13 protein-coding genes are annotated in these 13,083 nt (G+C 38.4%); 9 read left to right on the forward strand and 4 right to left on the reverse strand.

What is annotated here, in order from left to right:
- From H6F47_RS24230 to H6F47_RS24265, 8 genes are all read left to right on the forward strand, one after another.
- On the forward strand, positions 1–1,484 hold a 1,484-nt coding region (locus tag H6F47_RS24230), incomplete at its 5' end, for a hypothetical protein (RefSeq protein ID WP_199291284.1).
- 105 nt (positions 1,485–1,589) lie between these two features.
- Positions 1,590–2,102, forward strand: a complete 513-nt coding sequence (locus tag H6F47_RS24235) for a hypothetical protein (protein ID WP_096564854.1) — start codon at positions 1,590–1,592, stop codon at positions 2,100–2,102.
- A 175-nt stretch (positions 2,103–2,277) separates the two neighbouring features.
- Positions 2,278–4,068: a VgrG-related protein gene (locus H6F47_RS24240; RefSeq protein ID WP_190651354.1), complete on the forward strand. Its 1,791-nt coding sequence runs from the start codon at positions 2,278–2,280 to the stop codon at positions 4,066–4,068.
- Positions 4,069–4,220: 152 nt separating this feature from the next.
- Complete coding sequence (locus H6F47_RS24245; protein ID WP_190651356.1) at positions 4,221–4,733, forward strand: PAAR domain-containing protein; 513 nt, start codon at positions 4,221–4,223, stop codon at positions 4,731–4,733.
- A gap of 241 nt (positions 4,734–4,974) precedes the next feature.
- Positions 4,975–5,388 carry a GPW/gp25 family protein gene (locus tag H6F47_RS24250; protein WP_096564857.1) on the forward strand — a complete coding sequence of 138 codons (414 nt, stop codon included), beginning with the start codon at positions 4,975–4,977 and terminating at the stop codon, positions 5,386–5,388.
- A 99-nt stretch (positions 5,389–5,487) separates the two neighbouring features.
- Positions 5,488–7,686 carry a putative baseplate assembly protein gene (locus tag H6F47_RS24255; protein WP_137668097.1) on the forward strand — a complete coding sequence of 733 codons (2,199 nt, stop codon included), beginning with the start codon at positions 5,488–5,490 and terminating at the stop codon, positions 7,684–7,686.
- Between the two features lie 26 nt (positions 7,687–7,712).
- On the forward strand, positions 7,713–8,747 hold the full coding sequence (locus H6F47_RS24260) for a phage tail protein (protein WP_187039977.1): 1,035 nt from the start codon (positions 7,713–7,715) through the stop codon (positions 8,745–8,747).
- A 68-nt stretch (positions 8,748–8,815) separates the two neighbouring features.
- Positions 8,816–10,015: a DUF4159 domain-containing protein gene (locus H6F47_RS24265; protein ID WP_096572520.1), complete on the forward strand. Its 1,200-nt coding sequence runs from the start codon at positions 8,816–8,818 to the stop codon at positions 10,013–10,015.
- Between the two features lie 51 nt (positions 10,016–10,066).
- Here H6F47_RS24265 and H6F47_RS24270 read toward each other — a convergent pair whose 3' ends face one another.
- The 4 genes from H6F47_RS24270 to H6F47_RS24290 all read right to left on the reverse strand — a co-directional run bounded on the left by H6F47_RS24270 (position 10,067) and on the right by H6F47_RS24290 (position 12,654).
- Positions 10,067–10,210, reverse strand: a complete 144-nt coding sequence (locus H6F47_RS24270) for a hypothetical protein (RefSeq protein ID WP_190651358.1) — start codon at positions 10,208–10,210, stop codon at positions 10,067–10,069.
- A 51-nt stretch (positions 10,211–10,261) separates the two neighbouring features.
- The gene (locus tag H6F47_RS24275) at positions 10,262–11,542 is read right to left on the reverse strand and encodes a hypothetical protein (RefSeq protein ID WP_137668095.1); all 1,281 of its coding nucleotides are present in this window, start codon (positions 11,540–11,542) and stop codon (positions 10,262–10,264) included.
- A 200-nt stretch (positions 11,543–11,742) separates the two neighbouring features.
- Positions 11,743–12,147, reverse strand: a complete 405-nt coding sequence (locus tag H6F47_RS24280) for a contact-dependent growth inhibition system immunity protein (RefSeq protein WP_206755160.1) — start codon at positions 12,145–12,147, stop codon at positions 11,743–11,745.
- A gap of 213 nt (positions 12,148–12,360) precedes the next feature.
- Complete coding sequence (locus H6F47_RS24290) at positions 12,361–12,654, reverse strand: hypothetical protein (RefSeq protein ID WP_190651362.1); 294 nt, start codon at positions 12,652–12,654, stop codon at positions 12,361–12,363.
- A gap of 178 nt (positions 12,655–12,832) precedes the next feature.
- Between H6F47_RS24290 and H6F47_RS24295 the strand changes: the two genes are divergently transcribed.
- On the forward strand, positions 12,833–13,083 hold a 251-nt coding region (locus H6F47_RS24295; protein WP_190651364.1), incomplete at its 3' end, for a helix-turn-helix domain-containing protein.

Genomic DNA, 13,083 nt, shown 5'->3' on the forward strand with positions numbered 1-13,083 from the left:
CAGAGATTCAGTTAAATGCGAAGTTAGAAAATAATCAAATTAAGTCAGAAAACCAAACATCGGAAATTGCCGATGTCACCACAAAAGACAACACAGAAATTACACCTGTTACTTCATCACCTATATTATCAGAGATTCAGTTAAATGCGAAGTTAGAAAATAATCAAATTCAGTCAGAAAATCAAACATCAGAAATTACACCTGTTATTCCCACAAACATCTCACCAAAATCTGAAGAAGTTCATACACTAGATGATAGACGATATGCAGCGATAATTAAACCAGAGAATGCTGATATATCCTTACCAAAAATTCCCGATAATTTGCCGATTTTGAGAAATAACATTGATAATGAACAAATAACCGCATCTGAATCAATATCAGAGTCAATTTTGGCATTTGAAAACCTTGATTTATCAACTTTTATTAATCACTCACATATATCAGATATATCAGAAAATTCATCTCCTCAAGACAATGAAGACAAAAATTCTAACATTGACATTGAAGCAAATACCGTCTTAAATAATTTACCAGCTTTACCAGCACCTAAAGGTTATGCTACTGGTGGCCAAGTCACCACAACCGCAGTGGAAAATTATCAACCAGTAGCACCTTCTGATACAGTACCTGCAATGCTGACACCAGGAGAATTTGTCATCAACGCTAAAGATGCACAGAAAAATATCCACATACTTAAACATATTAATACTGGCGGTTCACCAGAGGAAATAATCTCGCCTAAATTAGATGTAACTGATAGCAAAACGCCTGAACCAACCAACTTTTCAGACTCTACGACTAAAGTAGATTCTTTTGTAGATAATACATTACAGCGCAAAGAAGCTGAACGAGAAGAACCAACTGTTTTAAATTCTCCTTCCCTGGGTGTAGAAATTGGGAAACAAAGACTTTCCAGAATGAACTCTCTACAAATTAATCCACAACTTAATACACAAATGAATTCAGTAGAAAATACAACTAAAACTTACACAGAATCAACCCCCAATTATTCATCACCTACTTTAATTTTCCGTAAGAATAATTCAAATACCAACACACAAACACCATCTGAATGGACAAGTATTGAAGAACTATTAAATAGTAGTAATAATCAATTCAATAATTATAACTTTAATAGTAGAGAGAGTAACTGGCAAAATGCACCATCTTCTCAAGTTGCATCATCAGAACCATCACAAGCATCACATATTTTTACCAAACGACTTTCTACACCTCAAGGTTTTGCAAATGGAGGAGAAGTTACAGCACCAGATATATTAAGAGATATCGCACCCATAACAGAGACGATACAAAACCCATACACATCCTTACCAACAGAAGAAAATGAAAGTAATGAAAATAATAAAGATGATAATGCAAAACTTGAAGCTTTAGCCCAAGAAATTTATTACAGATTACGACAAAGAATAGAAATAGAAAGAGAACGTCAAGGAAAATATATAGGTCGTTTACCTTGGTGATTCTATTTTATATTTTATATTTTATATTTTGGATTTTATATTTTGGATTTTGGATTTTGGATTTTGGATTGAAAATAGACTGCTGTATTAAGGAGGAAAAATAAAATGGCAAATCAAAAACTGGTAAAAGCAAAACTCGTAGCTTATAACGGAGAAGCACCAGACATTGAATTAATGTTTAATCCCGCAGATATTAGTTTTTCTAGAACAGTAAATTGGTCAAGTCAGCAAGGAAATAGAGGTACTACCTTACTTCCTAAAGTTAACTTTTCCGGTGTTGAACCTTATAAATTTACCTTAAAACAGTTAATATTCGATACCTATGAAACCAAAAAATCAGTAATGAAAGAGTATATAGATAACATCAAAAAAGGAGTAGAAACTATTAATGGTTCACCAGATAAACGTCCACCTGTTTACATATTAACTTGGGGAAGCGAATATTTTTATTGTGTCATGACCAGTTTAACTTACACATTAAATATGTTCTTAAATGACGGTACACCAGTAAGGGCAATAGTAGATATATCCTTACAAGAAGTAGATAAAAATAATATGCCAGGAGGTAGAGAATCAGCTTCTCAAGGTGCAGCCAGACAAGCAGACTCGCGGATTTAATAAATAATTCAATCAATATTCAATCAATATTCAATCAATAGTTGACAAAATTACAGCAGATTGCAAATCAAGGAGTACAGAATCAAAATTAAAACCTATACACCAAGCCAGTTTTACTCCTGACTCCTGCTGCATTGATATACATTTTATCTCATGAAATAAAAACTAAAATCTTATGCCAGACAAAAGCCTGTATTTAAGTGAACCAAAAATTCAAATAGAAGGACAAGACGCTTCACCGGAATTAATGAAAGATTTATTAGAAATTACCGTAGAAGAGAGTCTGCATTTACCAGCAATGTTTACCCTGGTAATACATAATAGTTATCTGAGTACAGTTGAACGTGCAGAATACCAAGAATGGAGACACGAAAAGCTGTTTAAAATTGGCACACAAATCAAAATTGGGTTTATTTCCAGCACTACCCAAGATAGTAATTTTAAGAAAAAAGACGAACAGAATTTAATTGAAGGGGAAGTGACAGCAATAGAAGTTCACTTTAATGAAAAAACCGAAGCACCCATTATTATTCGTGGTTATGATGTTTCCCATCGGTTGCATAGAGGGCGTTATAATCGTTCTTTCTTGAATCAAATGGATAGCGATATAGTCAAACAAATTATAGGAGAAACGGGAATTTCACCAGGTAAAATAGATTCTAGTGGCGTAAACCATGAATATGTGTTTCAAGAAAACCAAACTAACATGGAATTTTTGAGAGAAAGGGCGGCGCGGATAGGGTATGAATTATTTATTCAGGATGGAAAATTAAACTTTTGTCAACCAGAAAGCAAGGAATCTTTAAGCTTAAAATGGTTAAATGAAATTAGTAAATTTAGTGTGCGTGTTACCAATGCAGAACAAGTGAAAGCAGTAGAAGTGAGGAGTTGGGACTTTACCCAAAAGAAATTAATTACCTCAGAAGTAACAGCAGAAAAAGTAATTACAGAAACAGGAAATGGCAAAGGAAGCAAAACAAGTACAGCATTCAAAGGTAAACCATCCAATCCAAAAATGATCGTTGTAGATAAACCTGTTGCTACAGAAAACGAAGCTAAAAAAATGGCTCAAGCTTTGTGTGATGAGCTGGGGGGAGAATTTGTTTATGCAGATGCTCAAGCTTATGGAAACCCCAAAATTAGACCAGGGAGGGTAATCAATATTCAAGATATCGGCGATCGCTATAGTGGAAAATATTATGTCACCGAAACACGCCACTTTTATAATCAAAGAGTCTACACCACAAATTTTAGTGTGCGGGGGTTAAGAGCAGGTAATTTATTTTCTACTTTATCAACACAAACACACCTGCAACCAGGACAAACTTTTTTAATAGGAATAGTCACCAATAATAAAGATCCCAAAGGTTGGGGAAGAGTAAAAGTAAAGTTTCCTACACTCAGTGAAGAACATGAAAGTCACTGGGCTAGAGTAGTAACTGCGGGTGCAGGACCCAATCGAGGTTTTGATTGTTTACCAGAAGTAAATGATGAAGTTTTAGTAGGGTTTGAACATGGAGATATTCACCGTCCTTACATCATTGGTAATGTGTGGAATGGAAAAGACGCACCACCAGAAAAAGTAGATGATTCAGTTGTTAAAGGAGTGCGATTACGTACTTTTAAAACCCGCACAGGACACACCATGCAATTTGTAGAAGAAGATAAAGGAGGAAGTAAAACAGGTATTCGTTTAGAAACCACCAAAGGACACAAAATTTATCTCAATGATAGTGAACAATTTATTGAGATTAAAACAAAAGGCGGTCATACTATTAAAATGGATGACAGAGGTAAAACAATTTCAATAGAAACCTCCGGTAAACATAGCATTAAAATGAGCGATGCTAGTAAATCAGTTACCATCAAATCAACAGGCAATATGTCAATAGAAGCCCAGGGAAATCTTGACATTAAAGCTAATGGTGTAATCACCGTCAAAGGTTCATTAATTAAATTAAATTAATAATGACTTATGCACAAGTCACGGAATAACGAACCACAGAGGCACAGAGATCACAGAGAAATAAGAGTTTTAGAGATATTTTGTGTAATTCTATTCTCCTGACTCCTGACTCCTGACTCCTGACTCCTGACTCCTGACTCCTAACTCTAATTATGTCCAAACCAGCAGCCAGAATTACCGATAACGTAGCCCATCCCTTACCCCCAGTATTAACAGGCGGACCCGGTAGCCATAATGTACTGATAGGCAACTTACCAGCATGGAGGGGGATACCAGCGGCCGCAGTTGCCGCTTTACAGTCTGCCAAACAAGCAAGCGATACAGCCATCCAAGCCGCTGAAGCTGCCACCAAAGCCGCAGCAGGTACACCAGGCGCACCAGCGGCCTTAGCTGCTGAACAAGCTGCCAAAGCCACCGCCTCGGCGACAATGAGTAGCATGATTTCCGCTGCCGCTGCCTCCTCACCTCCGGGAATGGCAGATATTCATCAATGTGCTACACCCTTACCCGTACCACCCCACGGACCAGGTGTAGTTATTGATGGTAGTAAAACAGTATTAATCAATGGTTTACCCGCCTGTCGTATGGGCGATACCATTCTAGAAGCATTGGGTCCGACTAATAAAATTGTCAAAGGAGAGATAACAGTTTTGATCGGTGGATAATTATCTATTCCCAATTCCCAATTCCCAATTCCCAATTCCCAATGAATTACTCGACTTTTGGCGAATAGGCTTATACCTGTAATGTCGGTATCTTAGAGAATTAAAGATTTAATAAATCCTGAAATCCTGGATATTATCTCGACTTACTTCGACATAGTTCGACTACGCTCACTAACCACTCAGTACAAGTCGCGGTAGTTGAGCGTAGTCGAAACTCGATAACCACCTGATTCTTACAGTTATGGTCTATAGCCAACAAAACGAAAGAGATTATTTAGGTACTGGTTGGGCTTTCCCGTTGCAGTTGAACTTGCAAGGGGGAATAAAACTCAGCAGTGATGCTCAAAAAGTTAAAGAGTCTATCTGGATTATCCTTCGTACAGGGGTGGGTGAACGAGTTTATCGCCCTAACTTCGGTTCGCGCTTGTCAGAGTTGGCCTTTGCACCATTGAATACTGATACTCTACTGCGAATACGTCTCTATGTTTTAGAAGCTTTGGAAGTTTGGGAACCCAGAATTATTGTAGATGAGGTGTTGACCGAACCTGACCCTGTGCTGGGCAAAGTAGAGATCATTATCAACTATCGGCTCAAGGATTATGCTGATATTCAGAGCTTTGTTTATCCATTCTATTTGCTGGCTGCTGGGAAGTAACTTGTAATATTAAGCCCTGTTAATTACTAATAATTCTCTTGTTCCCTGTTCCCTGTTCCCCATCCAAACAGATATGATAACTATTCAAATAGACATGATATGAAATTTGACTTTTTACCACAATTACCTACTTCTAACTTAGACGATCGCACCTTCGATGACTTGGTGGAAGAAAGTCTCATGCGTATCCCGCGCTACTGTCCCGAATGGACAGACCACAACTTGAGCGATCCAGGGATTACGCTGATAGAAGTATTTGCTTGGTTAACTGACCAAATGTTACTCAGGTTTAACCAAGTCCCACGTAAAAATTATGTCGCTTTTTTAGAATTATTAGGTATTCGGCTGCAACCACCAGCCCCAGCCCATACAGAATTAACTTTTTATTTAAGTTCTGATCTACCTCAAGCATACACCATTCCCGCAGGTCTGGAAGTTTCCACGGTACGCACTGAAACTACACCAGCTATTACCTTCAGTACAGATTCACCTTTAATTATTGGTAAACCCCAGATTCAGCATTTTTTAACCGCCCAAACCACAGAAGACACCCCCCAATCTCTGCGAGAAAGATTGGTGAACTCCTGGACTCGTCAAAACAACGGTTTCTGGACTGGTAATGAACAAGCTATATTTAACGAACAACCCCAACCGGGAAACTGTTTTTATTTAGTAATTAATGGTGATGCAGCTTTGGATGGTAATGTGTTAGAAATTACTTTCCAAGGAGCAGCAGCCACACCGACAGGAATTGATCCCAATCAACCGCCCCGATACTGGGAAGCTTGGGATGGGGAAAATTGGCAACCAGTGTTATTCAAAGAAACAGACGACCATACCAGAGGTTTCAGTTTTTACGAAATTGAACAACAAGGTAGTAATGCTGCCCAAGGTGCTGATGTGCGGCTGCATTTACCCCAAACTTGGCCTGTAACAACATTTACCGTGTATCGTGGACGCTGGCTACGCTGTCGGTATACTACCCCAGGTAGCAATCAAGGGGTTTATAATCGTCCACCGCAAATCACTGGGTTAGGAGTGCGGTCTATAGGTGGTACTGTTAGAGCTACCCATAGTACCCTGATTCAAGATGAACGCTTAGGTATAAGTAACGGTAAACCAGGGCAAATTTTTCAATTACTCATGACACCAGTATTAGAACGTCGAGAAAATGAGTATATTGTTGTCACTCCCCCCGGTGGTTTACCCCAGACTTGGCAGGAAGTGAGAGATTTTGCTGATTCTGGACCCCAAGACCGTCATTACACCATTGATTCTATTACTGGTGCTGTGCAGTTTGGTCCATTGATTCGAGAACCAGGACAACTCAAACGCCAAACAAAACAGCGATCGCGCATTCAACAATCCAGCACAGAAGACACCGTTGTACAATTTAGTGATATTGATAACGCCCAAGAACATCAATATGGAGCCGTACCGCCACGGGGTGCAGAAATCAGAATGCTGGCTTATCGCACAGGAGGCGGTAGAGAAGGTAACGTCCAAAGTGGCGCACTCCAATTTTTAAAGTCCGCATTTCCCTATGTGGGTAGTGTAATAAATTATCAACCAGCCATTAATGGTGCAGATGGGGAATCTCTAGAACAAGCAGTCATCAGAGCGCCGCGCATCCTGCGTACCCGTGATCGAGCAGTCACAGCAGAAGATTTTGAAGTTTTAACACAACAAGCAGGAGCAGGAGCGATCGCCAGGGTGCGGTGTTTACCAGCCAATGCTACCAGACAAGCAGGTACAGTAGGTTTACTGATTGTTCCCTATGCAAATACAGACGGAATTGAATTTGGCGAAGGTATTGCACCACAACAATTTGCTCTGAGTCCCGCACTACAAGAACAAATTCTGCAATACTTGGATGAGAGAAAATTATTAGGCGTACAAATCCAACTGCAAGAACCACAATACGTAGGTGTTTCTGTACAAACAGAGGTAATTTTAGAACCTGCCTATAACAACCCTTTAGCCAGAGCAGAAATCCTTCGTCATCTGAGAGTATCCCTGTATAAATATCTCAACCCCTTAACTGGAGGCTTAGAAGGCAAAGGTTGGCCTTTTGGAAGACCAGTTTACACCTCAGATATTATCGCCTTAATGCAGCAAACCCCCGGTGTCCGTTATTTAGGGCGAGTCTTGCTATTTGCTATCCGCAAAGAAGGAGATACATGGAGGCGGCAATCTTCCCCAGAACAAGTAATAGATCCCGGCGCACAAGGTTTAATCTGTTCTTGGGCTGATAATAACCTGCGTTCTGGGCATGATATCCAAATCAGTAATCTTTAAATCAACAAACTTTAAGGAAAGATTTTATGGTGCAAAGTCGTTCCAGTCCTGCTATTCGTATTCACTTAACCCCAATGCAAATTCCTGAAGCAGTACCAGGAGCAGGTTTAACATTTGCAGGGACAGAAAGCATGGATGCAGCAGCACAGAGTTTAGTCTTGCATCCAGGAGAACCCAGCGAAATGGTTGTGCAAGTACAGAACTTAGAACAACGGCCTGTGAGGGTAAGTTTAAAAGTTGAAGGTAACTTTCCTGCTGATTGGTGTCAAATAGGTGGCACAGAAGGCAGTGAAATTCCCCCACGGGGACAAATGGATGCTGTACTTTATTTTTCTGTTCCTGCCAGCTTTTTTGAAGATCAACAGGCAATTGTTCCCGGACAACAAGATAAATTAAATCTGAATTTTCGCAGCTTAGTTGTTATTAATATTGACTCAGGAACAGAGAGAGAACAAATTCAACACAGCGATTACTTTGATTTATATGTTCGTCCCTACAGTTCCTACATGGAATTTTTACCTGTTTTATATCGGGAAGTAGACTTGATTGGTCGCTTCATGAAAATATTTGAACAGGCTTATCAACCAGCCATTGATAGTTTTAACGTCTTATGGGCAAATCTTGACCCCTTAACAGCACCAAAAGCACTATTACCATTTTTAGCTCACTGGGTGGCTTGGGAAGTAGATTCAGTCTGGAATTTACATCAACAACGGCGTTTAATTCGTCGTGCAGTTGAGCTTTATCGTTGGCGAGGAACTCGTAAAGGTTTGCGGTTATATTTACATCTTTATACAGGTTTACCTTTAGATGAGGATATACCTAATGAAACTGATAAACATATTAGTATTACCGAACCTTTTGGACCTAGTTTTGTTTTGGGTACAGCACAATTAGGTAGTGCAGTTTTAGCAGGTGGTGAACCATTTCATTTTCTAGTTTGTTTGCGCCCCCATCACCGGAATATGAACCTCAATGAACAATTAATTCGCCGAATAATTGAGCAAGAAAAACCCGCTTTTTGTACTTATGATTTAGTGATAGGAAATTTTAGTAATTGAATATCTAAATTCTATTTGTTTTTTGTTAATCCAAAATCCAAAATCCAAAATCCAAAATCCAAAATCAAATGACTCATCCTTTCCCACCTCCACACATCCAACCTTTAGAAAGGTTACAACCAACTGATGGTTTACTGATTAATGCAGAACGTTGGAGTAAAGCTCATGAATATCATCGTCTGCGTCAAAATACCCACTATCAAAGTTTAAATCAACCAGGAATTGTTTGTGGTTTAGGTGTGCGGCTAATTCCTGCACCCCGTCAATTTGAAGCTAAATATCGAGATGGACGTTGGGTACAAATTCAACCAGGAATTGCTATTGATATGAATGGCAATTTGATAGTTGTACCTACATCTTATGATTTTCCTATTGATTTAGAAGTAGCTACTTCTGAACCGCTGATGATTTACTTAGTAGTCAGCTATGTAGATCCTAATGAATTACGGCGTGGACAGCAAAGAGATGTTGTCCAAGAAACCTATCGTATTGATCAAAGAAACTCTACACCAGATGTTTCCGAAATAGAAATTTGTCGCATACTTTTAGAACCAGGACAAAATTCAATTATTCAGCCAGCGGATGCTTTTTATCCTGGTTATAATAATATTGATTTACGTTATCGTCGTCATGCCCAGGCACGTCCTCAAGCCTTAGTGAAAATTGCACAAGTTTCTCATAGTGATGGTGAATATGCTCGCAATTTTTTCAACCTTGCTTACTTATTGCAATCCGTAGAACCTTTATACCCAAATTTGCGCGGTGCTGATGAACCTAGTGAGGTTTCCCTATCAGAAAATATCCAAGAATATGATTTACTTTATCTTACAGGTAGAGAGTCACTATCTTTGAATAATGTTGAGTTGGAATCACTAAGAAATTATTTAAATTTAGGTGGCACATTGTTAATTGATGCCCCTTTAGATGCTAATGCTTTAATTGAAAGTATCCAGGCCTTAGCACAACAATTAGAAAGTCCTTTAAGACCATTAACAGAGTTACGAAGAAGTCACCCTTTAAGGACAAAACCTTTCTTGTTTGCTGCTTTACCTATAATCAATCAACAGTTAATCCAATTATTTTTAGGTGGGGGAATAATTTTAATAGTTGGTGATTTAGCATCTGCATGGGGAATAGATAGAGAATTTAATTTACCCCGGTTAACTATTCGCACAGCCCAGGAATTAGGAATTAATATACTTAACTATGCTTGTCAAAGAAGAAAGTTGATAGGTTTGCAACAAGAGGACAGTTCAGGAAAGTGGTAGTTTTGAGAGGGATCGATAGTATTTTGTATTCTGTTCCCTTTTCCCTAGTCTTCACAGATAACTTTTTGATGCCACCTCTACGTGGGAAGTAACAATGTGATAAAAGTTACGGAATACTACTTTTAAAACATCCTCTAAGACCAAAAAACTCTGCACCTCACCCTTTTTGGTAAATCCTACAAGTGGAACAGCCATCTTGCCTGTTCCATAATACTCCAGAATATTAGGATGTAACAGCTTATGAAATCATTGATTTTGATTATTTTGTGTCACTACGCTAGTCCTGTTCTTCTGTACTTCTGTAATCAGTGATTCAAAATCACTATTATTATTACCACCTCTAGTCAATAAATCCCTAATTCTATTAGTGATAGAATCCAAATTTCTAGACATTAAACTACTTAGACTTTTCACAAGGTTTTTCAACTTCTCAAACATACTCAGTTCGACAGTTAAATATTCATTACCACGGGGATATACAACCTTGCCTTTTTCTGTCTCGTAATATTCACCTTCAGGCATCAACATTGATTTTAGCGGGTTTTCTTGCCTTGCCATGTCTACTTGGGGGGGTTTATTACTTAGGAATAAGACATCATAAATTTTCCCATTCCAACTAGCCCAATAATGATTTTGGAAGAACCACCTCTTACCATGATCACAATTGCGTTTTCTGCCTTGGTAAACAGTTTCGTCCGCTTCACTTAAAAAGGGTTTCTTAATTTGTTCAATCGTCACATTTGGAATACCAAAATATTCTTGCGCTACTGTTTGAAATGCTTCAGCTAAGGTTCTACAATCTCCTTCTCTTGTTCCTGTTAACAGAGTTGTCCCCTGTTTATAAGTCATTGTGTATTTAAATGATATGTTTTTGAAATTATTCAACAATTGTTCTAGGATTTTTTCCTGTGGTGAATTTTCATCTATGCCTTTAACTAATTCCTTCCCTACTACATGATTATTCAAAAACTGTTGTTTGGGATTAGCAGCGCTGTTATCTGCTGTTGCCACATTGCCAGCTTCATTTTGGCTAGTTGCAGTCTGTGAAGTTTGCTGTTTTTGGATGGTATCTTGATTAATTTGATTAACTACATTCGAGGCAACTGTATCTGCTTCTTGTTCATATTGGTCTCCTGGTTGACTAATATTTAACTTTGCCTGTACCAGTGATGGTGAACCAGAAGATGATATTTTTTCAGGATGACGAAAAGCTATTTGTCCCAGGTTGTGACCAAAACCATACCCTTGTTGAACGCGACTATATAACACATCATTCATTTTGGCTTGTAACAGGGTCAGTTGTGTTTGTCCTTCTGGGGTGATGGTGCCATGTTTAGCTTGCAGTTGTAATTTTGTCGCTTCTATTTGATTTTGTTGAAATTCTTGATTTTCAATGTCTGTTTGTGACAGGGTTTTATTTGTGTGCTGTTGAGTTTTGTTAGTAGATGGGCGTGACTGAAACTGAGTTTCTTCTGACTGGATAGCCAAGGAGTCAGCTTTTTTGGAAATTTGCAACCTTTGTTTCATCGCTCACCTCACAGATTGACATAGGTAATCAATTAAATATTATCTCACTTAGCTACAGGTATGACAGTTTCGACTTTAGTCTAGTTTTTGGGGTTGAGATGGAATAGCTGGCGATCGCAGTAACACCTCCTACAAGAGATAGGCGATCGCACTGTTCACCTGACATTATTTATTCCCGTTCCTTGATCATTCTCAACTCTTTAAAAAATCATCAATATTTTTTTTATATCTTCTTTGATTTCTTGATTCAGCAAGGTAGATTCTAGTTTATTTATTTGATTATTAATTATTTTTTTAAGTTCCTGGCGTAATAATTCGTGATTTCCCCATGTTTTACTATCAATCCTTAGTAAAGCTAGTAGTAAATCTCCTGGATAGAAATCTCCAGCTACTAAAATATCTTTTTCTAGACTTTTTATTGCTAAAGGCATCACATAATTTAGTCCAATTTCTTGGCTAATTAATATTCTGATTTCTTCAGTATCTAGAGCATGAATTGGTTTCTTTCTCAATTTATAACATTCTTTCACTAAGCGAGGGGCATCTTCGGGAGATTCACCCCAGTAATTAGCTTCGAGTTGTTCTAAAGATTTTTGTTGATTCATCTTCATCTACCTTTAATTAATTTTTGAATCTTAATTAAATCCCACCTTGCACTTTGATCAGAACATTTTGTATTTCATCTTTTTGTCTGGATACTGTCGATAGTAGGCGTTTAGCTTCCTCTAACGTATCACCTTCAAATTCTGAGTTTTTAATACTATTCTTTAATTGATCTAGTTGATTTCCTAATCCTTTGAGAGCGTCATTAACCTCTTTTAGATGATCATATTGTTTTGACTTGCCGTTTGTAATGCAGGCTTGGTTTGTAATTCTTCCTCCTGTGATATTGCCTCCCGTTGTATAGCAGTAGCAGGTATTGACATGACTCGATGAGCCATCATGTCGGCTTCCTGTTCATATTTATCCCCTGGTTCTCCCACTGTTAACTTTGCCTGGGGACGACGAAAAGATATGCGACTAATGTCGTGAGTAATGGGCTGTTCGTTGATGGCTTGTTGTTCAGACTGTTCTGGTTGCTGTTGAGTTGATACTTCAGTTGCTGTTTGCATGACATTATTTGTTGTCAAACCAAAGCCCCGCACTGGATTTGCCAGCGTCGGAGTTGTGGGTGAGACAAGGGTTAGTAGCTAGTTAATGTTTTCTTAACCAATACTAACAAATAATCACATTTACTGAAAATTTCCTGTCATCTTTTGCTTTGTGACAGAATTACAGTAAAATCACTGTATGCTACTAGGATTCAAAACCCAACTCAAAGTTAACAAGCAACAACGACTACTACTGGCGCAACACGCAGGAGTAGCCAGACACGCTTGGAATCAAGGTTTAGCACTTTGTCAACAGGTATTATTACATAACAAACTGCAACCAGAAGACAAAATCAAATTTCCCACAGCCATAGATTTACACAAATGGTTAGTAGCAGCCATTAAATCTACCCATCCTTGGTATTATGAAGTGTCTAAATGCGCCCCTCA

The organism is Sphaerospermopsis sp. FACHB-1094 (assembly GCF_014696195.1).
GTDB classification, from domain to species: domain Bacteria; phylum Cyanobacteriota; class Cyanobacteriia; order Cyanobacteriales; family Nostocaceae; genus Sphaerospermopsis; species Sphaerospermopsis kisseleviana.